21 protein-coding genes are annotated in these 25,407 nt (G+C 64.3%); 12 read left to right on the plus strand and 9 right to left on the minus strand.

Annotation, left to right across the window (positions count from 1 at the left end; translation table 11 throughout):
• Window positions 1-187: 187 nt before the first annotated feature.
• On the plus strand, window positions 188-2,161 hold the full coding sequence (locus HLH45_RS00685; protein WP_008576994.1) for a transglycosylase SLT domain-containing protein: 1,974 nt from the start codon (window positions 188-190) through the stop codon (window positions 2,159-2,161).
• A gap of 305 nt (window positions 2,162-2,466) precedes the next feature.
• Here the strand turns inward: HLH45_RS00685 and HLH45_RS00690 are convergent, their stop codons facing one another.
• From HLH45_RS00690 to pssA, 4 genes are all read right to left on the minus strand, one after another.
• A complete protein-coding gene (locus HLH45_RS00690) occupies window positions 2,467-3,600 on the minus strand; it encodes a pectate lyase family protein (RefSeq protein ID WP_008576993.1) in 1,134 nt (377 codons plus the stop codon).
• Between the two features lie 805 nt (window positions 3,601-4,405).
• Entirely contained in the window at window positions 4,406-4,888 is a 483-nt protein-coding gene (gene rimI, locus HLH45_RS00695; protein ID WP_007964194.1) for a ribosomal protein S18-alanine N-acetyltransferase, read from the minus strand.
• Complete coding sequence (locus tag HLH45_RS00700; protein ID WP_008576989.1) at window positions 4,885-5,340, minus strand: alanine acetyltransferase; 456 nt, start codon at window positions 5,338-5,340, stop codon at window positions 4,885-4,887. The genes rimI and HLH45_RS00700 overlap by 4 nt, the downstream gene beginning before the upstream one ends.
• Window positions 5,341-5,362: 22 nt before the next feature.
• Window positions 5,363-6,136: a CDP-diacylglycerol--serine O-phosphatidyltransferase gene (gene pssA / locus HLH45_RS00705; protein WP_008576987.1), complete on the minus strand. Its 774-nt coding sequence runs from the start codon at window positions 6,134-6,136 to the stop codon at window positions 5,363-5,365.
• A 131-nt stretch (window positions 6,137-6,267) separates the two neighbouring features.
• Here pssA and HLH45_RS00710 point away from each other — a divergent pair, with 131 nt between their 5' ends.
• From HLH45_RS00710 to HLH45_RS00720, 3 genes are all read left to right on the plus strand, one after another.
• Window positions 6,268-6,669, plus strand: coding sequence for a DUF4124 domain-containing protein (locus HLH45_RS00710; protein ID WP_008576986.1), 402 nt, complete (start codon window positions 6,268-6,270; stop codon window positions 6,667-6,669).
• A 344-nt stretch (window positions 6,670-7,013) separates the two neighbouring features.
• Window positions 7,014-8,708 (plus strand): proline--tRNA ligase, encoded by a 1,695-nt coding sequence (locus HLH45_RS00715; protein WP_008576984.1) that lies wholly within the window; start codon window positions 7,014-7,016, stop codon window positions 8,706-8,708.
• A 143-nt stretch (window positions 8,709-8,851) separates the two neighbouring features.
• Window positions 8,852-9,313, plus strand: a complete 462-nt coding sequence (locus tag HLH45_RS00720; RefSeq protein ID WP_008576983.1) for an H-NS histone family protein — start codon at window positions 8,852-8,854, stop codon at window positions 9,311-9,313.
• A gap of 56 nt (window positions 9,314-9,369) precedes the next feature.
• Here the strand turns inward: HLH45_RS00720 and HLH45_RS00725 are convergent, their stop codons facing one another.
• Window positions 9,370-10,629, minus strand: a complete 1,260-nt coding sequence (locus HLH45_RS00725; protein ID WP_008576981.1) for a threonine/serine exporter family protein — start codon at window positions 10,627-10,629, stop codon at window positions 9,370-9,372.
• A gap of 168 nt (window positions 10,630-10,797) precedes the next feature.
• Here HLH45_RS00725 and HLH45_RS00730 point away from each other — a divergent pair, with 168 nt between their 5' ends.
• The 4 genes from HLH45_RS00730 (at window position 10,798) to HLH45_RS00745 (ending at window position 14,408) form a co-directional block, all read left to right on the plus strand.
• Window positions 10,798-11,910 carry an MlaE family ABC transporter permease gene (locus tag HLH45_RS00730; protein ID WP_008576978.1) on the plus strand — a complete coding sequence of 371 codons (1,113 nt, stop codon included), beginning with the start codon at window positions 10,798-10,800 and terminating at the stop codon, window positions 11,908-11,910.
• 85 nt (window positions 11,911-11,995) lie between these two features.
• The gene (locus HLH45_RS00735; RefSeq protein WP_008576976.1) at window positions 11,996-12,838 is read left to right on the plus strand and encodes an ABC transporter ATP-binding protein; all 843 of its coding nucleotides are present in this window, start codon (window positions 11,996-11,998) and stop codon (window positions 12,836-12,838) included.
• A 2-nt stretch (window positions 12,839-12,840) separates the two neighbouring features.
• Window positions 12,841-13,767: an MlaD family protein gene (locus HLH45_RS00740; RefSeq protein WP_008576973.1), complete on the plus strand. Its 927-nt coding sequence runs from the start codon at window positions 12,841-12,843 to the stop codon at window positions 13,765-13,767.
• Window positions 13,764-14,408, plus strand: coding sequence for an ABC-type transport auxiliary lipoprotein family protein (locus tag HLH45_RS00745; RefSeq protein WP_008576970.1), 645 nt, complete (start codon window positions 13,764-13,766; stop codon window positions 14,406-14,408). Before HLH45_RS00740 ends, HLH45_RS00745 begins: the two co-directional genes overlap by 4 nt.
• A gap of 553 nt (window positions 14,409-14,961) precedes the next feature.
• Here the strand turns inward: HLH45_RS00745 and HLH45_RS00750 are convergent.
• On the minus strand, window positions 14,962-15,561 hold the full coding sequence (locus HLH45_RS00750; protein WP_008576968.1) for an alpha-ketoglutarate-dependent dioxygenase AlkB family protein: 600 nt from the start codon (window positions 15,559-15,561) through the stop codon (window positions 14,962-14,964).
• 115 nt (window positions 15,562-15,676) lie between these two features.
• Between HLH45_RS00750 and HLH45_RS00755 the strand changes: the two genes are divergently transcribed.
• Window positions 15,677-17,326 (plus strand): electron transfer flavoprotein-ubiquinone oxidoreductase, encoded by a 1,650-nt coding sequence (locus HLH45_RS00755; protein ID WP_029820285.1) that lies wholly within the window; start codon window positions 15,677-15,679, stop codon window positions 17,324-17,326.
• Window positions 17,323-19,410, plus strand: a complete 2,088-nt coding sequence (locus HLH45_RS00760; protein ID WP_008576964.1) for a glycoside hydrolase family 99-like domain-containing protein — start codon at window positions 17,323-17,325, stop codon at window positions 19,408-19,410. The genes HLH45_RS00755 and HLH45_RS00760 overlap by 4 nt, the downstream gene beginning before the upstream one ends.
• 56 nt (window positions 19,411-19,466) lie before the next feature.
• Here the strand turns inward: HLH45_RS00760 and HLH45_RS00765 are convergent, their stop codons facing one another.
• Both HLH45_RS00765 and HLH45_RS00770 read right to left on the minus strand, forming a co-directional pair.
• A complete protein-coding gene (locus HLH45_RS00765; RefSeq protein ID WP_008576962.1) occupies window positions 19,467-20,096 on the minus strand; it encodes a CoA transferase subunit B in 630 nt (209 codons plus the stop codon).
• Window positions 20,096-20,827 carry a CoA transferase subunit A gene (locus tag HLH45_RS00770; RefSeq protein ID WP_008576961.1) on the minus strand — a complete coding sequence of 244 codons (732 nt, stop codon included), beginning with the start codon at window positions 20,825-20,827 and terminating at the stop codon, window positions 20,096-20,098. The genes HLH45_RS00765 and HLH45_RS00770 overlap by 1 nt, the downstream gene beginning before the upstream one ends.
• A 134-nt stretch (window positions 20,828-20,961) precedes the next feature.
• Here HLH45_RS00770 and HLH45_RS00775 point away from each other — a divergent pair, with 134 nt between their 5' ends.
• Both HLH45_RS00775 and HLH45_RS00780 read left to right on the plus strand, forming a co-directional pair.
• The gene (locus tag HLH45_RS00775) at window positions 20,962-22,308 is read left to right on the plus strand and encodes a phosphohexomutase domain-containing protein (RefSeq protein WP_008576959.1); all 1,347 of its coding nucleotides are present in this window, start codon (window positions 20,962-20,964) and stop codon (window positions 22,306-22,308) included.
• Window positions 22,309-22,355: 47 nt separating this feature from the next.
• Entirely contained in the window at window positions 22,356-23,759 is a 1,404-nt protein-coding gene (locus tag HLH45_RS00780) for a mannose-1-phosphate guanylyltransferase/mannose-6-phosphate isomerase (RefSeq protein ID WP_008576956.1), read from the plus strand.
• 289 nt (window positions 23,760-24,048) lie between these two features.
• Here the strand turns inward: HLH45_RS00780 and HLH45_RS00785 are convergent, their stop codons facing one another.
• Window positions 24,049-25,215, minus strand: a complete 1,167-nt coding sequence (locus HLH45_RS00785) for a nucleotide sugar dehydrogenase (protein ID WP_008576953.1) — start codon at window positions 25,213-25,215, stop codon at window positions 24,049-24,051.
• Window positions 25,216-25,407: the final 192 nt, after the last annotated feature.

Here is a 25,407-nt window from a genome sequence, read left to right on the forward strand (position 1 = left end):
GAAACATTAACGCACCGCAACTGGCGGTGCAGCAGCGCACCGCGCGGCAGCGGTCGCAACAAGGTGTCATCTGCACGCACGCGCGTGCTCAATCCATAGCGCTTGCAAGCGAAGACCGTCCTCACCATCACGCGCAAGCGACGCGCATTCACTCAGGCGCTCAGGCGTGCTTGGGTATCATCACTTCATGACTTATGCCCCCCACCTTGCCACTGTTTTCATCGGCCTGCTGTGCCTTGGCAGCACCGCATTGCATGCGCAAACCCTCGACCCGCAGCTGACTGCCATGCGCGATGCCATCGCGGCCGCAGAGCGCGGCCAGACCGATGCCGGTCAGCTCGCTGCGCTGAGCCGCCATCCGCTGTATGGATGGCTGGAATTTGCCACGCTCAAGCGCACTATCGACACTGTCTCCAACGCGCAGGCGCAAGCATTCTTGCAGCGCTACGCCGGCCAGCCTGTGGCTGAAAGCTTCCGCAGCACATGGTTGCCGGCAGTGGCGCGGCGGCAGGACTGGAACACGCTGCTGGCCAACTGGAAGTCCACCGACAACGTCGGCCTGCGCTGCGCGCAACTGACTGCGCGCCTGGCCACTGGCAAGGCCGATGCCCAATGGAGCCGCGATGCGCTGACGCTGTGGCGCAATGGCAAGGCGCTGCCCGATGCTTGCGATGCAGTGGTTGCCGGGCTGGAATCGCGCGGTGAACTCACACCGGCGCTGCGCTGGGAACGTGTGGAAGCTGCTGCCGATGCACAACAGCCTGCAATCATGCGTACGGCCGCACGCGGGCTACCCGCCGCCGATCTGGCCCTGGCCACCGATTACGCTGCATTTCTCGACAAGGTCCACCCACGTGCACTAGGTTGGCCCAAGACCGAGCGCAGCCGCCGCATCGCGGTGGACGGGCTGGCCAAGTTGGCCAAGAGCGATCCCGACGCTGCCGAGCAGCAGCTACCGCAACTTGCCGGTGCGCTCGGCTTCAGCCAGGCGCAGCGTGGGCAGGTGCTGTACCAGATCGCATTGTGGACCGTCGCCTCGTACCTGCCGGACTCGGCGCGTCGGCTCAATGCCGTACCGGAGGCGTCCTACGACGAACGCCTGCACGAATGGCGTGCACGTGAGGCGATGTCGCGCGGCGATTGGCCGGCGGCATTGGCCGCGATTCGCAAGATGCCGGCGAGCCAGCGCAGCGACTCACGTTGGCAGTACTTCGAAGCCCGCCTGGCCGAAAAGACCGGCGCTGCTGCGGCGGCCCAGCCGCTGTATCGCGCCGCCGCGCAATCGCCGACCTTCCACGGATTCCTGGCCGCCGACCGCCTGCAGCAGCCTTACCGGCTGTGCCCCTGGGAGCCCAACGACAGCGCGCAGGCGAAGGCCGCTGTTGCGCGCGACCCGGCCCTGGTCCGCGCAATCGCGTTATTTCAGATCGACCGCCCCGGTTGGGCCGTGGCCGAATGGAACGATGCCGCCACCCGCTTCGACGACACCCAGCGCCGTCTGGCAGTGGAAGTTGCCGGCGACAACGGCTGGTTCGACCGTGCGGTGTTCGCGCTCGGCAAGCAGCCGGACGAGCAACGGCTGTATGCGTTGCGTTTTCCGCTGCACCACGACGACAGCATTCGTCGCGAGGCCGCCAAGAATGCGATCGACCCAGCCTGGGTGGCTGCGGAAATTCGTGCCGAAAGCATCTTCAATCCGCGCGCGCGCTCGCCGGCCAACGCAATGGGCCTGATGCAGGTGTTGCCTGGCACTGGCGCGGCCGTCGCCAAGGGGATCGCCCTGCCCGGCTATGCGGGTGCCACCAGCCTCTATGAGCCGGACACCAACATCGCCATCGGCACGGCGTATCTGCGCCAGTTGCTCAACACCTACGGACTGCCCTACCTCACCATTGCCGCCTACAACGCAGGTCCAGGCCCCACCGGGCGCTGGCAGTCGCAGCGGCCGAATTTCGAGCCGGACTTCTGGATCGAAACCATCAGCTACAAGGAAACCCGCGACTATGTCGCGCGCGTGTTGGCCTTCAGCGTGATCTACGACTGGCGCCTCAACGGCGACATGCTGCCGCTCAGCGACCGGCTCATGGGCAAGCTGGTGGACAAGCGCTTGAAGCCGGTCTGTACCCCGGGCCAGGCAGCCAATAACACCGCGCAGGATTGAGCGACGCCAGGCGCCCTGCACGGTTGCAGGGCCTTGGCGAGTGCGTAGCGCCGTCATTGCGTACGGCAGCTGACGCAGCATGGACGCCACGCAGGGACCGGCAAGGATGTACCTGCAGCGCGTCCAGCGATCATGGATAGGCATGGATGGGTAAGAGTGTTGCAAGCAGCTCCCGACTGCCCGTTGCAACGCCGCTACTTCCGTGAGACCCCACATCGCCACGCGGAACGCACAACGCCCGCATCACTGCGGGCGTTGTGCAACGACGTGCGGCGCTGACTTTGCAGCCCTGCAACCAGTGGCGGTTAGAGCTTGCCGGCGCCTGCCTTGGCCTTGACGTCTGCAGCGACCTTGTCGGCCGAGAGCAGGTTGTAGGTATAGGGCGGGGTCCAGCCGATGTTGGTATTCCACGAGCACGACAGCGCCTTGCCATTGAGCAGGGAACCCTGATCGCGATACACGCTGCCACCATAGTCGGCGGCAATCTTGTCGCAGCTGCTGACACCGCTGATCTCGAACACGTTCCGCTCGGAGAAGATCTTCGACTCCTTGCCCACGCCATGCGCGTAAGAGAACGGATAGACCTTATTGCTGGTGCTGCCGACGTGGTAGTTGTTGTACAGATGCACCTGACCGAAGCGCACACGCGGGGCGCGCGCAGAAATGTTTTCGAACAGGGTGTTGTGAATGGTGACCTTGAGCTTGCCGCTGTCGGTGCTGGACGCGCTGTCGCTGGAGCCGATCAGGTTGTTCTTCTCGTGCGACTTGAAGGCCGAGTACGAGACCGTGACGAAATTGGCGCCTTTCTTGATGTCCATCGCGCCGTCGTGGTGCTGCTTCGGACGGCCATTGGCGGTGCCGTTCTGATCGTCGGTCCTGCGGCCATCGGTGAAGGTGACATGGTCCACCCACACGTTACTGGCGCCTTCCACGGTCAGGCCGTCGTACTCCGCATTCCAGTTGCCGGCGCTGCCGTCATCCGGGTCCCAGACCGGTTCCGGGTCCCATGGATTTTCGATGGTGAGGTTGCGGATGATGACGTCGTTGGCCTTGACGTACATGTAGCCTTCGCGGATTTCCGCGTTGCTGGTGATGCCTATCAAGGTGGTCTTGGTCGGAATATCCAGGCGCGCACGTGACTTCATGTCCGAGGTCTTGGTGTACGGCTTGCCTTCGCTGATATCGATGATGCCGCTGACCTTGATGATGCGTCCGTTGCTACCGACGCTTGCGCTCAATGCAGCTTTCAACTCGGCGGCATTCTTGACGGTGTAGATATTGGCGGCAGCCGCTTTGGAGCCGCCCTTGGTGCCGCCGTTCTGGGTTGCCCAGCCCGTGGTTGCAACCTCCAACGCCGCATCGGCATAGGCAACGCCGGTGAGCAGCAACGACCCAACGAACAGCGACGCGGCGGCCGCCGTCGAAAATTTCGGCTTCATCTTGATCTCTCCCTCAGATGGGTTCGATGCGCCGCGCAGCGGCGCACCCCTGGTCCAGCAGACTCGGAACGTATTATTCAGCTGTGGAATATTCCATTCCGCGGAGCCGATACTAGGAGCATTGCAACCGCTTGTATCTAGACGTTTTTCGGATATGCATGCGTAATCACGCAAACGCTTGCGAGACACAAAAGAAGAGACAAAACGCTGCGATCAGGACACGCGGAGACAGCGCAAGGACACTGCAACGCAGCAAGATTGGGTGTCACGCCATGCGGGGTGCCACGCGAGAAGGCACGCCACCGTGCAAATACCTGTATTTTTCGACGTGCTCGTCGTTGCAATCCATTGCCGCGCTGCGGCATTGGACATAAACCGCAACGAAAAAAGCGCTTATCGGCCCATGGCGAAACATTCGCCACCTCGCAGACGGCCGTATCTGCCAACACCCTGCGCGAAGCGCAAACCCATCGCCGCAGTGTTGCCGGCATTCCACATGACCACGTTGGGATCGATTGCACAGGCGCAGCATTGTGTTGACCCCATGCGTTTTGATACGCATGGGTCAGCGCTGCCCTTAATCAATTGGGCCACCGTGTCGCTGCGGACCTCATCAAGCCGCGTGGTAGTGCGCAAGACCAGCCCGTTGGGCAAGCGTGATACCGCACGCGCCATGCGCAGGTGCGTCATGCAACCGCTCAGCGCAAGCATCGAATCGAAAAACCATCAGCGCCGGCATCCAGCGCAGCAACCGCGCACCGCAGCGACGCCAACCAGCCGCATCCTCAACGACGAGTGCGTGCGCTCAGGAAAACCCTTCGAAGAACAATTCGATCGCCATCACCAACGCGTCTTCGCGCCCGGTGTGGGATGGGTAATAGCGCGGGCGCCGGCCGATTTCGTTGAAGCCTTCGGAGTGGTACAGCGCGATCGCCGATGGATTGGACGGGCGCACTTCCAGGAACGCGCGCCGCGCACCGCGATCGCAGGCGCCCTTGATCAGCGCGCGCAGCAACACGCGACCGTGTCCTTGCGATTGCGCCTCCGGTGCGATGCAGACGTTGAGCACGTGCGCCTCGTCGGCGGCGATACTGATCACGCCATAGCCGATGACACGGCCGCCCTGCTCCATCACCCAGCCGGGGTAGCCGGCCTGCAGGCAGTCGCGAAAGATGTTGCGCGTCCACGGAAATGGATAGGCGCGCAGCTCGATCTCCATCACCGCATCCAGGTCGCTCTCGCGCATGGCGCGCAGCGAGGTGGGTTGCGGCGCGTTCAATGCGCTCACGCCGGGTCCCGGCGCCGACGCAGCGCGCGCAGCTGCGGCCACAGCGCGCGCTTGGCGGCCGGATTGCCGCGCAGTTCCGCCAGCGGCCAGGAGGCCATCAAGGCCTGGGTCGCAGGATCGCCCGGATTGCAGCCGGACGCGCGCAGCAAGGCCATCTGCAGGCGATCCGGCATGCCGACACGGCTGCGCCGTTGCGGCGCCGACGCTGGCGCAGTGCTGGGCGCGCGGGGCGCTTGGGCCGGTGCCGCCGGTGCATTCCGCCGCGCAACGGGCGCATTGGCCGTTGCAGGGTACGGCGCACGCTCCATACGCGTCGGTGCGGCCGTGGGTGCGCGCTCGGCAACCTCGACAGGCGCCGGCAATGCGTCGACCGCAGCGCGGTCCAGATACACGGTGTGCCCCAACGCCTGCAGATACGACACCTGCAGATCGGACCACATCGGCTCGCTCATCGCCTCGCTCACAAAAACCGGCTCATGGCAGCTCGGGCACGCGCCGCCAGCGTCGCCACAACCACATCAACGGACCCGACAAGGCGTACAGAACCCCGATCACCAGCAACGAGCGCGCCAGATCGATCACCAGCAGCGCAATCACCACCGTGGCGATCGCCAGCGCCAGGAACGGCACGCGGTCGGCACGCGGGCCGCGCGCGCCGCCCTTGAAGCTCCAGAACCGGATCCGGCTGACCATCAGCAACGCCGCCACCACCGTGACCGCCAGCGCCACATAGCGCAGCTGCTCGCCATCGAAGCCCAGGCTGTCGTCGGCGAAGGCCCAAACGAAGGACATCATCAGACCAGCCGCCGCCGGGCTGGCCAGGCCGATGAACCAGCGTTTGTCGACCACGCCGACCTGGGTGTTGAAGCGCGCCAGCCGCAGCGCCGCGCAGGCCGCATACAGGAAGGCAGCCGACCAACCGACCCGGCCCATCACGCTACTGTCGTACTTCAAAGCCGACAGCGACCAGTGGTACATCACCAGCGCGGGCGCCATGCCGAAGCTGACCAGATCGGCCAGCGAGTCGTACTGCACACCGAATTCGCTGCTGGTATTGGTCAGACGCGCCACCCTGCCATCCAGCCCGTCCATCACCGCAGCCACGAACACCGCCATGGCGGCCTGGACGAACTGTCCATTGGCGGCGGCGATGATGGCGTAGAAACCGGAAAACAGCCCGGCGGTGGTGAACAGGTTCGGCAGCAGGTAAATCGTGCGCGAGCGCGGGGGCGGTCTCATCTCATCCATCCGCCAAGTGTAGGGCCTGAGGTCTGTCCGGCGGTAGCGCGCTGGCTGGTTCAGCGCCCTGCGCGCCCATCACTTGCCAGCGCCCGCTGCGGATGCTGCAATCGCGGCGGGAATCATCCAGGGGAAGCCACATGCAGCTGTCGTCCGGGCTTTGCGCCCTGTTGATGCTGGTCAGCGCCGCCGCCGGCGCGACCGATCTTTATAAGTGGAAGGACGCCAAGGGCGTGACCCACTACACCGAAACCCCGCCACCGACCGGCCAGCGCTATGAAGCGCGCCGAATCGATGCGCGCAGCGGCACCGCCGCCATCGCTGCAGCAGAGACGGCCGCGCCCGAATCGGCCGACTGCCTCACCGCGCGCCGCAATCTGGAACTGCTCAGCGGCAAGGGCGAGGTCTCCATGGCGGCCGGCGCCGATGGCAAGCCTGGCGCCGTCCTGGACCAGGAAGCCCGTGCGACCCAGAGGAACCTGGCCGACGCCGCCGTCAAGGCCTATTGCAAGCCGGCAGCCCCAGGCGGCCCGGCCACCTGAGCCGGGAAAAGCTCCCAGGGGGACGGGAGTTGCCGTCCCGCCGCAGGGCTGGGGTTCAACGCCTGGTGCCGCGACCACCTGCAGAGCCAGCGCGCCCGACCTGATGGCAACACATGCGTAGGTGGTAGAAAGCGCGCCCCCGGGGCCGCATGAGCGCCCGGCACCGGTGATGGATACGTGCGGACGACCGCGCGGCCTACGGCGCACATGCGCCGGCAAGCCTGCCACTCGAGCCGCCCCGCAGGGGCCTGCGCCGGCCAGCGACAACCGGCAACGCGCGCCTGGCGATGACCGGCAGGGCGCGAGGCTGGCAAACTAGCGGCTTTCCGCCCAAGCGAAGCCCGATGCGTCTTTCCCAGTTCCACCTGCACACCACCAAGGAAACCCCGGCCGACGCCGAGTTGGTCAGCCACCGTCTGATGCTGCGCGCGGGCATGATCCGCAAGCTGGCCTCCGGGCTGTACACCTGGTCGCCGCTGGGCCTGCGCGTGTTGCGCAAGGTCGAAGCCATCGTGCGCGAAGAGATGAACCGCGCCGGCGCAGTGGAAGTGCTGTTTCCCACCATCCAGCCGCGCGAGCTGTGGGACGCTACCGGGCGTTGGGAGAAGTTCGGCGGGCAGCTGCTCAAGATCAAGGACCGCAAGGAACAGGAGTTCTGCTACAGCCCCACCGCCGAAGAGGCCGCGGCCGAATTCGCGCGCCAGGAAATCAACAGCTACAAGCAGCTGCCGCTGAATTTCTATCAGATCCAGACCAAATTCCGCGATGAGATCCGCCCGCGCTTCGGCGTGATGCGTGCGCGCGAGTTCCTGATGAAGGACGCGTATTCGTTCCATCTCACTGACGAGGACATGGCGCGCGAATACGACAACATGCGCGCCGCCTATACGCGTATCTTCACCCGCCTGGGACTGGATTTCCGCGCCGTGCAGGCCGATTCCGGCGCCATCGGCGGCGATGCATCGCAGGAATTCCACGTCATCGCCGACTCCGGCGAGGACTCGCTGGCGTTCTCCACCGGCTCCGATTACGCCGCCAACGTGGAAACCGCCAGTGCGGCACCGCCGGCCCCGCGCGCCGCGGCCAGCGAAGCAATGCAGCAGGTGGCAACGCCCACCCAGAAGACCTGCGAAGACGTGGCCCAGTTGCTCGGCATCGCGCTGCAGCGCACGGTCAAGTCGGTAGCGGTGATGACCCAGGCCGGGTTCGTGCTGGTACTGGTGCGTGGCGACCACGCGGTCAACGAGATCAAGCTGGCCAAGGTGCCCGGGCTGGCCGATTACCGCCTGGCCAACGAAAGCGAAATCCGCGAACACCTCGGCTGCGAGCCGGGCTTCTTGGGCCCGGTCAACACCGCGCGCCCGGTGCGCGTGGTGGCCGACCGCGATGTCGCCGCACTGGCCGATTTCGTGGTCGGCGCGAATGTGTCCGGCGCCCACCTGGTCGGCGTCAACTGGGGCCGCGACCTGCCCGAACCGGAAACCGTGGCCGATGTGCGCAACGTGGTCGAAGGCGAACGCGCGGCAGACGGCGGCGAACTGCGCCTGGCTCGCGGCATCGAGGTGGGCCATGTGTTCCAGCTTGGCAGCCAGTACGCGCAGGCGCTGCAAGCCACTGTCATCGACGAAGGCGGCAAGGCGGCGGTGATGAAGATGGGCTGCTACGGTATCGGCATTTCGCGCATCGTGGCCGCGGCGATCGAACAGAACCACGACGATGCCGGCATCATCTGGCCCGCGCCAATGGCGCCGTGGCAGGTGGTGGTCTGCGTGATCAATCCCAAGCAGGACCCACAGGTGCTCGCCGCCGCCCAGGCCTTGCTGGACCAATTGCTTGCCGCCGGCCTGGATGCCGCCCTGGACGATCGCGGACTGCGCCCGGGCGCCATGTTCGCCGATATGGAACTGCTGGGCATTCCGCATCGGGTGGTGGTCTCGGAACGTGGATTGGCGGCTGGCACATTTGAATATCGCGCCCGTACCGCCGATGCAGCGGAAAGCCTGGATAAAGCAGCGTTATTCTCCCGCCTGGCGCATTGATCAAACCCCGGGTATCGGCTTCAAATGGATGAACACAAAGCGCCGAATTATTTCGGCGCATTTGTCACACCGGTTTTCTCACTTTATGATGGCCACCGCTGCCATGGACCGGCATTCTTTTTCTCTCATCTTCCGGAGCAGTGATGTCGATCGATCTTAGTGGCCTGTCGGCCAAGCAGTTGAGCGCCCTGATCAAAAATGCAAAGAAGCAGCAGACCGTGGTTGCCAAGCGCGCGCCGATCGCCAAGGTCCGCACGCAGCTGGTCCGCGCTGCAAAAGCCCAGGGTTATTCCATCGAAGAATTGTTTGGCGCTTCTGCCAGTGCCGGTCCGGGCCGTCCGGCGGGTGCCGGCAAGCCGGGTCCGCGTGCCGGCCGCAAGCTGGGCAAGGTGCCGCCGAAGTATCGCAACCCCGCCAACGCCCAGGAAACCTGGACCGGCCGTGGCAAGCAGCCGCGCTGGCTGGCCGAGTTGACCGCCGCCGGCAAGAAGGTGGAAGACTTCCTGATCAGCAAGGTCGGCGGTGCGAAAAAAGCAACCGCCAAGAAGGCCTCGCCGCGCAAGGCCGTCACCAAGCGCGCCGCCAAGAAGTCCAAGGTTGCCTGATTCAAACCAATAAAAACGCCGGCCATGCCGGCGTTTTTATTGCGGGGTGTTTGCCCTTATAAATTCTTGCGGGCCGGAATGAGCAGATTGCCAAACAGCAATCCGGCCATCAATGCCATCACGATATTGGTCACCGCCAAGAGTGCGGCTTGTCCGACGCTGACATCCTGTTGCTGCACCAAGGTCAAAAAGCCACGCAAACTGACGCTCCCGGGAACCAGCATGATGATGCCGGGCAACCGGATCAGCGCACCGGGCTTGTGGACCACGCGCCCGAATAAATTGCCCGCAGCGGTCAATGCCATTGCCGAAGCGAATACCCCGGCCGGACCACCCCAGGCATGTCCTGCATAACGCGCGATGACATAACCTGACATGGCCGCCGCCATGATCCATAAATAATCGCGTCGATTGGCCTTGAACAGCACCGCGAACGCATAAGCGGCCACCACCAGCGAGGCCCATTCCACCCAGCCGGCCTGCGGCCGCAGCGCGGCCACCTGGGGATGCAGGCCAACCAGCTGGGTCAGGGTCACCGCAATGACCGCACCTACGGTCAGCTTGAGCACCGTGGTGACCGCACCGGCCAGACGCGCGGTGCCGGAGACCCAGTGCTGGCTGGCCAGCTCGTTGAACGCATTGGTCAATGACATGCCGGGCAGCAGCACCACCAGCGAGGCGATGATCACCGTGTTGAGGTTCAACGGCCCGATCAGCGAGGCCACCAGCGCGGCCACCACGCCCGCCAGCAGACCGGCCAGCGCCTCGCCGGCTTCCTTGGTGGCAGCGCGCTTGTCGGTGTACTGGGTGAGCAGGCCGATCGACATGCCGATCGCCCCGGCCGTGGCGATATCCAGCCATGGCAGCTTCCACAGCCCGGCCACGCCGGCGGCGGCCAGCCCGAACGCCAGCACCTGCAGGGTCTTGCCGCGCCGGTCCACCTCGCGGTCCAGCCGGCGCAATGCGGTATGTCCTTGCGCGATGCTCATGCGGCCGTTGGCCACGCTGTCGGCCACATAATCGGCCACGCTGAGCTTGTAGAGATCGTTTTCGCCCGGCGCCAGGCGAATCACCCGGGTGATGTCGCTGGAACCGATCGCCTTGGTGGGGTCGCTGAAGCTCAGGATGATGCCGGTGGGGTTGGACCAGGGCTCGCAGTCCAGGCCCAGCTTCTGCGACAACCCCACCACCGCTGCTTCCAGCCGTTGCGCGGTGGTGCCATAGGAATGCAGGCGCCCGGCAATTTCGGACACGAAGGCGACGCGCTGGGCGTAGGTGGCGCTGGCGGACGGGAGGACGACGGTGGCAGCGGACATGCGTGGCGGGTCGGATCGGAGAAACGCCGTGTCCGGCGAGGCCGCCAGTGTATGCCGCAGCGCGCGTAGCCGGCGCCCTCATCGACGGCCATCGGCACACCGCTGCGGTTGCGTCCCCATCCGTCGCTCACATTGGCCCTGTATGCTGGCGCCACGGACAGGCCACCCATGATCAAACCGCAACCTCCACGCATCGAACAAGACTCGCAGGATCAGGCACAGGTCCGCCTCGCTGGCAGTTGGGTCCTGGCGACCGCCCTGCCTCAGGCAGAACTGCTGCAGGCCGTACCCGACGGGGTGCGCCGCATCGACGCGCGCGGCATCCAGCAGCTGGATTCGGCCGGCGTACTGCAGCTGCTGCGCTTTGCCGGCCGCATGGGCCTGAAGGAAGACGCGATCGATTTCCGCGATGAGCACCAGGCACTGGTGTGCACCATCGAGGAACTCAACGACGAGCGCCCCAAGCCCAAACGCGATTACGGCTTCGTCGCCGCGCTCGACCGCCTGGGCCGGGCCACGCATCGCGTCGGCCAGGACATCTTGGAGTTGAACAGTTTTCTGGGCGAAAACCTGGTCAAGATCATGCGGCTGATCCACGAGCCGCGGCGCTTCCGGCTGACCTCCACCGTGCATCACATGGAGCAGGTGGGCCTGGACGCGGTGCCGCTGGTGGTGCTGCTGTCGTATCTGGTGGGCGCGGTGATCGCCTTCCTGGGCTCGACCATCCTGCGCGACTTCGGTGCGGAAATTTACGTGGTGGAGCTGGTGTCCATCGCCTTCCTGCGCGAATTCGCGGTGCTGCTGACGGCAATTGTGTTGGCAGGCCGCACCGCCAGCGCCTTCACCGCGCAGATCGGCGCGATGAAATCGCGCGAGGAAGTGGACGCGATCCGCACCCTGGGCCTGGACCCGATCGACCTGCTGGTGATCCCGCGCCTGCTCGCGCTGATCTTCACCCTGCCGCTGCTGACCTTCATCGCGATGATCGCCGGCCTGGCCGGTGGCGTCACCGTGGGCGCGTTCGACCTGGATATTCCGCCGCAGATGTATCTGGCGCGCATGCACGAAACCATCCAGTTGCGGCATTTCCTGGTCGGGCTCTCGAAGGCGCCGTTGTTTGCGCTGGTGATCGGCCTGATCGGCTGCCTGGAAGGGCTCAAAGTCAGCGGCACCGCGCAATCGGTGGGCGAACGCACCACGTCCTCGGTGGTGCAGACGATTTCCCTGGTCATCATCCTCGACGCGATCGCGGCGTTGTGGTTCATGAAGATGGGGTGGTGATGAAGCCGGGATTAGACATGCGTGATTCGGGATTCGTACAAAGCCGCAGCGCGGCGCTTGCACTGGTATTGGAGAGGAAGGTGCTGTGACCACTCCCGAATCCCCACTCCCCAATCCCGGCCCACAGGCCGAGGCCGACGACGAACAGCTGGCGATTTCCGTGCGCGGGCTCACCAACCGTTTCGGTAGCCAGACCGTGCACGAAGACCTGGATCTGGATGTGCGGCGCGGCGAAATCCTCGGCGTGGTTGGCGGTTCGGGCACCGGCAAGTCGGTGCTGATGCGCAGCATCCTGGGCCTGCGCGATCCCGATGCCGGCAGCATCCAGGTGCTGGGCGCGGACGCGCGCTCGGGCCGGTTCGCCGACCGCCAGCACATCACCCGGAACACCGGCGTGCTGTTTCAGGACGGGGCGCTGTTTTCGTCGATGACCGTGGGCGAAAACGTGCAGGTGCCGCTGAAGGAACACCATGGCGAGTTTCCCGAGCGCTGGTATTTCGAACTGGCGCTGCTGAAGATCAAGCTCGCCGGCCTGCCGGCCGATGCGCTGGACAAGCTGCCTTCGCAATTGTCCGGCGGCATGCGCAAGCGTGCCGGACTGGCACGTGCGCTGGCGCTGGATCCACCGTTGCTGTTCCTGGACGAACCCACCGCCGGGCTGGACCCGATCGGTGCGGCCGCCTTCGACCGTCTGATCCGCACCTTGCAGCAGGCCCTGGGCCTGACCGTGTTCCTGATCACCCACGACCTGGATACGCTGTACGCCATCTGCGACCGCATCGCGGTACTGGCCGACCGCAAGGTGATCGCCAACGCGCCGCTGGCCGAGGTCGAGCAGATCGATCACCCCTGGATCCAGGACTATTTTCACGGTCCGCGCGCCCGCGCCGCGCGCGCGGCCAAGACCGACTCCACCGAGACCGCCTGAGCATGGAAACCAAAGCCAATTACGTCCTGATCGGCGCCTTCACCATCGTGGCCGGCCTGGCCCTGCTGCTGTTCGGGCTATGGGCCGCCAAGTACTCCTCCGACCGCACCTGGCAGCAATACCGGGTGGTGTTCCGCGAGGCAGTGACCGGCCTGTCGGTCGGCAGCCCGGTGCAGTACAACGGCATCGCGGTCGGCTCGATCACCGAGCTGACCCTGGCGCCGAACGACCCGCGGCAGGTGGTCGCGCATGTGCGCGTCAACTCCACCACGCCGATCAAGAGCGACACCCGCGCCAAGCTGGCGATCACCAGTCTGACCGGCCCGTCGATCATCCAGCTCTCCGGCGGCACGCCCGAAGCGCCGGCGCTGACCAGCATCGACAAGAGCGACGCGCCGATCATCCAGACCACCCCGTCGGCGCTGCAGAACATCACCGACACCGCCAATCGCATCGTCGAGCGCATGGACCAGATGCTCTCGGACAAGAATGTGGCCAGCATTTCGGCCACGCTGCAGAACCTGGAGAAGATCAGCGGTGGCATCGCCGATCGCGACGAAGGCATGCAGGCACTGATCGTCAGCGCGCGCGACGCCGCGCGCAATCTGGACACCACCCTGACCACCACCAACGGCACCATCAAGCGGCTGGACCAGAACCTGGTACAGCAGCTGCCGGGCATCCTGGAAAAACTCGATGCCACCCTGGTCAAGCTGGATTCGGCCGCCGGCAATGCCGACAACATCCTTGGCGAGAACCGCGCGGCCATCAATAGTTTTGCCAACGATGGGCTGGGCCAGCTCGGCCCCACACTGACCGAATTGCGCGGCCTGATCCGTGACCTGCGCCGGGTCAGCGACAAACTGGACAACAACCCTGCGCGCTACCTGCTCGGCCGCGACGCACCCAAGGAGTTCGAACCGAAATGACTGCCATGCGTGTGTTGCGTCCCCTGCTGTGCGCCTCGTTGCTGGCGCTGGGCGGCTGCTCGGTGCTGACCGGCGGCGACCAGAAGCCTGCCACCATCTACGCCCCGACGGTGCGCGTGACGCCCAATCCCAACTGGCCACAGGTGACCTGGCAGCTGGTGGTGGCCAAGCCCAGCGCCGCACGCGTCATCGACAGCCCGCGCATCAATGTGCGCCCGACCCCTGGCGAACTGCAGGTCTACCACGGCGCTGGCTGGGCACAGCCAGCCACCGACATGCTGGAAGACAGCGTGGTGCGCGCGTTCGAAGACTCCGGCAAGATTGCCGCGGTGGCCCATATCGGCACCGGCATCCGCTCGGACTACAAGCTGGCGATCGACCTGCGCCGCTTCGAATCCGATTACGCCGGCCAGTCGCTGCCCTCGGCCACGATCGAGCTCAACGCCAAACTGCTGCATTCGACCGACCAACGCGTGGTCGCCTCGCGCACCTTCCTGGTCGCGCGCCTGTCCACCGGCACCGATACCGCCGCAGTCGCGGTGGCTTTCGAGCAGGCGCTGACCCAGGTCACCACCGAGCTGGTCGGCTGGACGCTAACCGCCGGGCAACAGGACAGCCAGAACTTGCCGCGTTCGTTGTAAGCGCAAGCGACAGGCTTGAAGCGGCTGACAGGCGACGTCACGCCGGTCTCCTGCAGAGCGGCTGATCTGTGCCGTGGCTGCAGGGCGCTTACCCGCCCACCATCGCGAGACACGCTGCAAGTACGTCCCTGCATGCTTCCTGGCGGCATCCACGCCGCCAAGGGTTAGGCGAGGCTAGGCGGGCAAGGACCAGTTGAGATGGTCGGTGCGCACAGCTTTCAAAGAAGCAGCTAGCGGCTTCTCGACGCGGTCTGCTCGTTCTTCAACACAGCAGCCAGTCGACTGTCTGGGCGGGGCGTCCTCGCTCTTCAATCACGTCATCAATGCACTTTCTGGTGCGGTGTCCTTGCCGCTTGCGGGACCGTTGGCGGCATGGATACCGCCATCGAGCCCGCATGGATGGGTTCACGGCGTGTTACGCAAGCGGTGAGGGAACCGCGCACTCGATCCACTCATCGTTTGACCTGGATTGCTGGTTGCGCCCACGCAAGCTGCGGCCGACACGCCCACCGGGCTCACTGCCCAGGCGAGCGCGCTGCAAGTTGCTAGCCGCTCATGGCTGGGACACGCGCACTGCGATCTGACGAAAGGTCAGATTGATGCGCTCGTCGACCGGCTTGGCGGTGCGCGGCAAAGCGTGTTTGTAGTGGCGCTGGGTGTCGCCGCCCATCAGCAACAGGTCGCCGTGACCGAGCTCCAGCATTTGCTTCAGGGCCGCATCGTCGCGGTGCTTGAACGCAAAGCGCCGCGTCGCACCCAGGCTCACCGAGGCAATCAATGGCTGCGCGCCCAGCTCAGGCTCGTCGTCGCTGTGCCAGCCCATCGCATCGCTGCCACTTCGGTAGCGATTGACCAGCACGCTGTTGAACCGGTGACCGGTTTCGTCCTCCAGCCGCATGCGCACGGGCTGCAGCACCTCCAGCCAGGGCTGTGGCGAGAACCGTGTGCCCGAGTAGCGATAGCTCGCCTCCGGATCGCCGATCCAGCTGCTCAGGCGCGGCGAATCCACCATGCGTCCGAACATCCGGATGCGGTGCACCTCCCAGTGCGCCTGCGCCAGCAGCGCCTGCATCAGCGCATCGGCCTGCGCGGGCGGCAGCCAACCACGCCACCAGTTGATCTCCGCCCCCGGCAATGCCACCCGAATCTTCATTCCGGAAACGCTAGCACGCAGCCCCGCATGGCGCGGATGAATCGACCCGATTTGCCGCCGTCACATGCAATCCCGGAAAATGCGCAACAGCCATCGAGCCAACGGGAGCGGAGCAATGTCGGAAGCGGGAGTGGGCGCACACGCGTCAGAGGCGGTCGAGCGCGACGTCATGGAATACGACGTCGTCACCGTCGGTGCCGGTCCGGCCGGGCTGTCGTTCGCGATCCGGCTCAAGCAGCTCGATCCGAACATCAGCGTCTGCGTGATCGAAAAATCCAGCACCATCGGCGCGCATATCCTGTCCGGTGCGGTGATCGAGCCCGGCCCGCTGGATGCATTGCTGCCAGGCTGGCGCGACAATCCGCCGCCGATCTGCGTGGCGGCCACCGACGACGAATTCTGGTTCCTCGGCAAGGACAGCGCACGCAAGTTCCCGGTGGTGCCGCCGGGCATGCGCAACCATGGCAACTTCATCGTCAGCCTGGGCGCGATGTGCGCCTGGCTGGCGCCGCAGGCCGAAGCGCTGGGCGTGGAAATCTATCCAGGGTTCGCCGCCGCCGAAACGCTGCACGACGACAGCGGCCAGGTGGTGGGCGTGCGCATTGGCGACATGGGTATTGCAAAAGACGGCACGCACAAGCCCGGCTACACCGCCGGCATCGACATCCGCGCCAAGGTCACCGTGCTGGCCGAAGGCGCGCGTGGCCACCTGACCAAGCGGCTGCTCAAGCGCTTCGACCTCACCGCCGACAGCGACCCGCAAGGCTATTCGATCGGCATCAAGGAGCTGTGGCAGGTGCCCGAAGGCCGCGTCACGCCCGGCAAGATCGTGCACACCATTGGCTGGCCAGCCGACAACCGCACCTACGGCGGCAGCTTCGTCTATCACCTGGACAACAACCAGATCGCGCTCGGTTATGTGAGCGGGCTGGACTACAGCGACCCGGCCTACCAACCGTGGGAAGCCTTCCAGCAATGGAAGAACCACCCCATGATCAAGCCGCTGCTGGAAGGTGGCAGCATTCTGTCTGCCGGCGCCCGCGCACTGGTCAGCGGCGGTTGGCAATCGCTGCCGAAAGTGGACATGCTCGGCGCCTTGCTCATCGGCGACACCGCTGGCCTGCTCAACGTACCCAAGATCAAGGGCACCCACCAGGCGATCCGCAGCGGCATGCTGGCCGCCGAACACCTGGTGCAATCGCAGCTGGCGCCACAGGGCTTCGATGCCAAATTGCGCGCCTCCGAGGTCATGGCCGAGCTGAAGCAAGTCCGCAACATCAAGCCCGGTTTCAAGAAGGGCCTGTGGTTCGGCCTGCTCAACGCGGCCTGGGAAACCGCGCTCAAGGGCGCTTCGCCGTGGACGCTGAAGAACAAACCCGACTGGTCGGCGCTGCACAAGCTCGGCGAGTACGAACAGCCCAAGCGCGACTACGTCACCCGCGACCTCGCCCCGCGCGATCGCCTGCAAGCCGTATATTTCGCCGCCACCGAGCACGATGAAGACCAGCCGGTACATCTGAAGGTGTTGGACACCGATGTATGCGCCACCCGCTGCGTGACCGAATACGACAACCCCTGCACCCGTTTCTGCCCGGCCAACGTCTACGAAATGGTCGCAGACACCGCCAGCCCCTCCGGCAAGCGTCTGCAGATCAACGCGGCCAACTGCGTGCACTGCAAGACCTGCGACATCAAGGACCCGTACGAAATCATCACCTGGGTCACGCCGGAGGGTGGTTCTGGTCCGAACTACCAGAATCTGTGAGTGCGCCCGGTCGCTCGCTGCAGTCGCGCCTGCGCACATCGGTGTTCGGTCTGTTGCGCGCAGGATTTCGTGCGATACCGCTGAGCGACGCAACGCGCGACCGCTGGCGCGGTTGGTTTCTGGATCGACATGCGGACTGGGTCCCGGAACCGGCACGCGGCCGGGTGCGCCATGGCAGCTCGCGACGGCCAACAGTCCGCAGCGACGAAGCAGCGATTGGATATGTCCCATACAGTGCGACCACGCTGCCCGAAACGCTTCCCGCCCAGCTGATCGCGTTTTATCTGCCGCAATTTCATCCGATCCCCGAAAACGATGCATGGTGGGGCAAGGGATTCACCGAATGGCGCAATGTCAGCCGTGCGCTTCCCCAGTTCGAAGGCCATCAGCACCCCAGACTCCCGGCGGATCTGGGCTTCTACGACCTTCGCAATCCCCTTGTCATGCGCGAGCAGGCGCGCCTTGCGCAAGAGTATGGCCTTCGCGCCTTCTGTTTTTATTTCTATTGGTTTGCCGGCAAGACCTTGCTGGAAATGCCGATCACCCAATGGCATCAGGATGACACGATCACCCTGCCGTTCTGTCTTTGCTGGGCCAATGAAAAATGGGCACGCCGCTGGGATGGCCGCGGCGACGATATCCTGATCGATCAGGCGCATGATGTGGATGACGACCTGGCCTTTATCGCGCATGTCGCAACTTACATGCGAAATCCCAAGTACCTGCGCGTCGAAGGGCGGCCGGTGCTGTTGGTGTATCGACCACATTTGATGCCTGAACCCGCACAGACAGCCGATCGCTGGCGGAGCTGGTGCCGCGACCACGGAATCGGCGAGATTCACCTTGCGTATGTGCAGGGTTTCGAACGGCCCGACCCGCGCGATATCGGATTCGATGCTGCTGTCGAATTCCCGCCAAATATGAGCACACCGCCTTCGGTGGCTGCCCGACAGCGCTTGATCAATCCAGAATTCAATGGCGACGTACTCGACTGGCGAGAACTTGCCCGCGACATGGAACAGCGCCCCCTGCGCGAGTACACCTTGTACCCGGGCGTAAACCCTGGCTGGGACAATGAGCCGCGGCGCTCGGGAAAGGGCCGCATTTATCTGCATGCATCACCTCGCCGCTATCGCGATTGGCTGATGCGTACCGTACGGGATCGTCTAAGGAATACGCCGCCCGCGCATCGCTTGGTGTTCATCAACGCCTGGAACGAGTGGGCCGAGGGCGCTGTGCTCGAACCCGATACCCGCCTTGGGTACGCATGGCTGCACGCGACACGGCAAGCGCTGTTGCACACGGCAGGAGCCGCCACCGGCTCTGATCAGCGCGATGTCTGCGTGGTGTTGCACGCCTGGTACCTCGACGTACTGGACGAAGCGCTAGAGGCAATTGCTCACTGCGGACTGTCGCTGCGGCTCGTCATCACTACCGATATCACGATGGTCGAGCAGGTTCGCCAGCGCCTGCAGCAGCGCGGCGTCCAGGCGCAGGTGGAAGGCTTCGAAAATCGTGGGCGCGATATTCTTCCTTTCCTGCGGGTTGCCAATCGATTGCTCGACGAAGGCGAGCAGGTGGTTTTGAAGCTGCACACGAAAAAATCGACCCACCGCGAGGATGGGGACACGTGGCGGCGCGAAATGTTCTCCGCATTGCTCGCGCCGCAGCACGTCGATGCAATCATGCGCGGATTCGCCGACGACCCCCTGCTCGGCCTCGCGGCGCCCGCGCAGCACTTGTTACCCGTCACCGACTTTATCGGCGGCAATGCCGATGCACTCGATTACCTCGCTGTCCGCACAGGCACGGACGCAATAAACGAACACAGCATGTTCGCGTCCGGCAGTATGTTCTGGGTCAAGCTGGAAGCGCTACGTCCGTTATTGGATGCGCACTTGCATCCCAGTGAATTTGAAGACGAGCAAGGTCAGATCGATGGGACATTGGCCCATGCGATCGAGCGCTTCCTGGCTGTTGCGGTAGGCCACTGCGGACATCATGTCGCAACAGTCGAACAGCTGTTGGGAATCGCTCAACCTACCGCAACCGGACCTTACCGCTACGCACGCAAGGCGCCTTGAGGCGCCTTGCGTGTCGCTAGTTGCTCATGCGCTCGCCGTTGCGTAGATCGCCTCGGTCAGGTCGCAAATTCAACGCCCGTCTTGTGGCGCAACTCGTCCAACTCCACTCCGTCTGCCGCCTCCACCAGCACCAATCCATCTGCAGTGACATCGAACACTGCCAGATCGGTAATGATGCGGTCCACCACGCCGACACCGGTCAGTGGCAGGTCGCATTGGCGCAAGATCTTATGGCTTCCGTCCTTGGCGACGTGCTCCATCAACACCACCACGCGTTTGACGCCGGCCACCAGATCCATTGCACCGCCCATGCCCTTGACCATCTTGCCGGGCACCATCCAGTTGGCCAGATCGCCACGGTCGGTGACCTGCATTGCGCCGAGAATCGCCAGGTCGATGTGGCCGCCACGGATCATCGCGAATGAATCGTGGCTGCCGAAATAGCTGGCACCGGCGCGGGCGGTCACGGTCTGCTTGCCTGCATTGATCAGGTCTGCATCCACTTCGTCTTCGCTTGGAAACGGGCCGATGCCAAGCAGGCCGTTCTCCGACTGCAGCCACACATCCACACCGTCGGGGATGTGGTTGGCGACCAGCGTCGGCAGGCCGATGCCCAGGTTGACGTAGGCACCATCGGTCAGTTCGCGTGCCGCGCGTGCGGCCATCTGGTCTCTGGTCCAGGCCATCACTGCTGTCCTTCGCGCACGGTGCGCTGTTCGATGCGTTTTTCCGGCGTGGCGTTGAGCACCAGGCGGTCCACGTAAATGCCGGGCAGATGCACCTGATCCGGATCGATATCGCCCAGCTCCACGATGTCCTCGACCTCGGCGATGCACACGCGTCCAGCCATGGCGCAGGCGGGATTGAAATTGCGCGCGGTCTTACGGAATACCAGGTTGCCGGCGGTATCGGCGCGCCATGCCTTGACCAGCGCCACGTCGGCCTGCAACGCGGTTTCAAGCACGTAATGCTTGCCGTCGAATTCGCGCGTTTCCTTGCCCTGGGCCACGATCGTGCCGTAGCCGGTGGCAGTGTAAAACGCAGGAATGCCCGCGCCACCGGCGCGCAAACGCTCGGCCAGGGTGCCTTGCGGATTGAACTCCAGCTCGAGCTCGCCCGCCAGGTATTGGCGTTCGAATTCCTTGTTTTCGCCCACGTAGGACGAAATCATCTTGCGGATCTGCCGGGTGGCCAATAATTGACCAAGCCCGAATCCGTCGACGCCGGCGTTGTTCGAGATCACGGTCAACCCGCCGATTCCACTGTCGCGCACGGCTGCAATCAATGCCTCCGGGATTCCACACAACCCAAAGCCGCCCACCGCCAGGGTCTGACCATTGGCCAGTACCCCGTCCAGTGCTGCCTTGGCATCGGCATAGCGTTTGCCGCTTGCCGCACCACGTCCGTCACTGCGCATCACCGCCCTCACCTCGCTGATGTGAAGCGCCCATTCTATCCGCTGACTGTTCCCTGTCCCCGGTCGCAATTCCGCCACACCCAAGACACGGCGCAGCCGCTAAACTCGGGCGTCCCCCACTTCAGGATTTGCCCATGACGCTACCCGCCTTCAAGGCCTACGACATTCGCGGCCGTGTGCCGGATGAACTCAACGAGGACTTGGCCCGCCGCATCGGCGTGGCGCTGGCGGCGCAGCTGGATCAAGGGCCGGTGGTCCTGGGCCACGACGTGCGCCTGGCCAGCCCGGCGCTGCAGGAAGCGCTTTCGGCGGGCCTGCGCGCCAGTGGCCGTGAAGTGATCGACATCGGCCTGTGCGGCACCGAGGAAGTCTATTTCCAGACCGATTACCTCAAGGCTGCCGGCGGCGTGATGGTGACCGCCAGTCACAACCCGATGGACTACAACGGGATGAAGCTGGTCCGCGAGCAAGCGCGACCGATCAGCTCGGACACCGGTCTGTTCGCCATCCGCGACACGGTCGCGGCCGATACCGCAGCGCCGGGCGAGCCCACCGCCAGTGAGCAGAGCCGCACCGACAAGACCGAGTACCTGGAGCACCTGCTCAGCTACGTGGACCGCAGCACGCTCAAGCCGCTCAAGCTGGTGGTCAATGCCGGCAATGGCGGCGCCGGTCTGATCGTCGACCTGCTTGCGCCGCATCTGCCGTTCGAGTTCGTGCGCGTGTTCCATGAGCCCGATGGCAACTTCCCCAACGGCATTCCGAACCCGCTGCTGCCGGAAAACCGTGACGCCACCGCCAAGGCGGTCAAGGACAACGGCGCCGATTTCGGTATCGCGTGGGACGGCGACTTCGACCGTTGTTTCTTCTTCGATCACACCGGCCGCTTCATCGAAGGCTATTACCTGGTCGGCCTGCTGGCACAGGCCATCCTTGCCAAGCAGCCGGGCGGCAAGGTCGTGCACGACCCGCGCCTGACCTGGAACACGGTCGAGCAGGTCGAAGAAGCCGGCGGCATTCCGGTGCTGTGCAAGAGCGGCCACGCCTTCATCAAGGAAAAGATGCGCAGCGAAAATGCCGTCTACGGCGGCGAGATGAGCGCGCACCACTATTTCCGCGAGTTCGCCTACGCAGACTCCGGCATGATTCCGTGGCTGCTGATCGCCGAACTGGTGTCGCAGTCGGGCCGTTCGCTGGCCGATCTGGTCGAAGCGCGCATGCAGAAATTCCCCTGCAGCGGCGAGATCAACTTCAAGGTGGCCGATGCCAAGGCCTCCGTTGCCCGCGTGATGGAGCATTACGCGTCGTTGTCGCCGGAGCTGGATTACACCGACGGCATCAGCGCCGATTTTGGCCAATGGCGTTTCAACCTGCGGAGCTCCAATACCGAGCCGCTGCTGCGCCTAAACGTGGAAACGCGCGGCGATGCCGCACTGCTGGAAACGCGTACGCAGGAAATTTCTGACCTGTTGCGCGGCTGATTGACCCCTCTCCCACCCATAGACGCACTTTGGAGTTTCCCCCGCCCATGAGCGACGTCCTACCCATTATCTTGTCCGGCGGCTCCGGCACGCGCCTGTGGCCGCTGTCGCGCGAGTCCTATCCCAAGCAGTTCCTGCCGCTGGTCGGCGACAAGAGCATGCTGCAGTCGACCTGGCTGCGCGCGGCTCCCGTCGCAGGTCACGCCCCCATCGTGGTCGCCAATGAAGAACACCGCTTCATGGCCGCCGAGCAGTTGCAGCAGTTGGGCGTGAAGCCTTCGGCCATCCTGCTGGAGCCCAAGGGACGCAACACGGCGCCGGCAATTGCCGTTGCAGCGCTGGAAGCGACCCGCGACGGTGCCGACCCGCTATTGCTGGTGCTGCCTTCCGACCACGTCATTCAGAACGAGGCTGCGTTCCAGGCGGCAGTGACCTTGGCAGCGACTGCTGCCGAGCAAGGCAAGCTGGTGACCTTCGGCATCAAGCCGACTGCGCCCGAAACCGGCTATGGCTATATCAAGGCCGGCGCCGGTACCGGTGCAAGCGCAGTCGAGCGCTTCGTCGAGAAGCCCGACCTCGCCACCGCACAAAGCTACCTGGCAAGCGGCGAGTACTACTGGAACAGCGGCATGTTCCTGTTCCGTGCGTCGCGTTACCTCGAAGAGCTGCGCAAGTTCCATCCGGCTATTGCCGATGCGTGCCAGAAGGCGTGGGAAAACGGCAAGCGCGACGCCGATTTCACCCGTCTGGACAAGGACGCCTTCGCCGCCAGCCCGTCGGATTCAATCGATTATGCCGTGATGGAAAAGACCGCCGATGCGGTTGTGGTGCCCTTGGACGCGGGCTGGAACGACGTCGGTTCGTGGTCTTCGCTGCTGGATGTTTCCAGCCAGGATGCGCAAGGCAACGCGCACCATGGCGACGTGATCCAGCTCGATTGCCAGAACACGTATGCGTACGGCTCGCGCCTGATCGCCATGGTTGGGCTTGAGGATGTGGTGGTCGTTGAAACGCCGGACGCCGTGCTGGTCGGCCACCGCGACCGCATCCAGGAGGTCAAGGACGTCGTCAGCCAGATCAAGACCGCTGGCCGTTCCGAGGCCACCTGGCATCGCAAGGTCTATCGTCCATGGGGCGCTTACGATTCCATCGACATGGGCCAACGCCACCAGGTCAAGCGCATCACCGTCAAACCCGGTGCGGTGCTGAGCCTGCAGATGCATCACCACCGCGCCGAACACTGGATCGTGGTGAGCGGCACCGCCGAAGTGACGCGTGGCGAAGAAGTGCTGCTGCTGACCGAAAACCAGAGCACCTACATCCCGCTGGGCGTCACCCATCGCTTGCGCAATCCGGGCAAGCTGCCGCTGGAATTGATCGAGGTGCAGTCCGGCAGCTATCTGGGCGAAGACGATATCGTGCGCTTCGAAGACACCTACGGCCGCGCTTGATCGCGCGTCTCACCGTAGACGGCAATATCGACGGCGGCCTTCGGCCGCCGTCCTGCGTTATCCGTGGCCACGTTTATCGCAATACGGTTCGCGCGCGGATCAGAGGCCACACGCCTCATTGGCTGTGTCGCACACCTGTGAATGCGGGCAACGCAGCTGCATCGCCCACGGTTCGCCACCGCGGGTACCTGCCTGCGAAGCAGGTACATAGCACCGCATCGCCGTGAGTCCCATGGGCGTCCTGGACGGATGGCATCGCCACCCGCCAGGACTCAAGCGCCTGTCTGGCTCAGTTGTCGCCGAACAGGTCGCGCGTATACACCTTGTCCTGCACATCCTGCAGCGCGTCGGCCATGCGATTGCTGATGATGACATCGGCTTCGCGCTTGAAGGCCTCCAGGTCGTTGACCACGCGCGAACGGAAGAACTCAGGATCGCTCAGCGTCGGCTCGTACACGATGACGTCCACGCCCTTGGCCTTGAGGCGCTTCATCACCCCCTGGATGCTGGACGAACGGAAATTGTCCGATCCGGCCTTCATGATCAGCCGATAGATGCCGACCACCTTGGGATTGCGCCGTAGCACGTCGGCGGCAATGAAGTCCTTGCGGGTCGTATTGGAATCGACGATCGCCCGGATGATGTTCTGCGGCACGCTCTGATAGTTGGCTAGCAACTGCTTGGTGTCCTTGGGCAGGCAGTAACCGCCATAGCCGAAGGAAGGATTGTTGTAGTGGCTGCCGATACGCGGATCCAGGCAGATGCCCTCGATGATCTGGCGGCTATCCAACCCATGGGTAAGCGCGTAGGTGTCCAGTTCGTTGAAGTAGGACACGCGCATCGCCAGGTAGGTATTGGCGAACAGCTTGATCGCCTCGGCCTCGGTCGGCTCGGTGAACAACACCGGCACGTCGGGCTTGAGCGCGCCTTCCTGCAACAGCCGCGCGAAGGTTTCCGCACGCGCCGAACGCTCGCCGACGATGATCCGGGACGGGTACAGGTTGTCGTACAACGCCCGGCCTTCGCGCAGGAATTCGGGCGAGAAGATGATGTTGTCGGTGCCGAACTGCGCGCGCAGCTTGGCGACGTAGCCGACCGGAATGGTCGACTTGATCACCATGGTCGCCTGCGGATTGATCTCCAGCACCTTGGCGATCACGACCTCGATCGACCCAGTGTTGAAATAGTTGGTGTCCGGATCGTAGTCGGTGGGCGTAGCGATGATCACGAACTCTGCGCCGGCAAACGCCTCCTTGGCGTCCAGGGTAGCCTTGAAGTTCAAGCCACCCTGGGCCAGCGCGGCCTCGAGTTCCTTGTCGACGATCGGCGAGCGGCCTTCGTTGAGTAGCTTCACCTTGGACTCGACGATGTCCAGCGCCACCACCTCATGGTGCTTGGCGAGCAATACGCCATTGGACAGACCGACATAGCCGGTACCCGCGACAGCGATCTTCATTGGAATTCCTTGCGACATTGGATGGGGGAGGATGTAGCGCGCTGCATGCAGGTCACGGCGTAATGACGGGACGGCCCAGCCCGCAATGGGGCTGGCGCGCCCGCTGGGGGATACGCGAGAACCTGCACGGTGCCGGCTGATGCGATACAGCGCACACCTGCATGCATCCAACGTATGCATCGTGCGTGGCAT

The sequence above is a fragment of the Xanthomonas euvesicatoria genome (genome assembly GCF_013112235.1).
GTDB classification, from domain to species: domain Bacteria; phylum Pseudomonadota; class Gammaproteobacteria; order Xanthomonadales; family Xanthomonadaceae; genus Xanthomonas; species Xanthomonas euvesicatoria.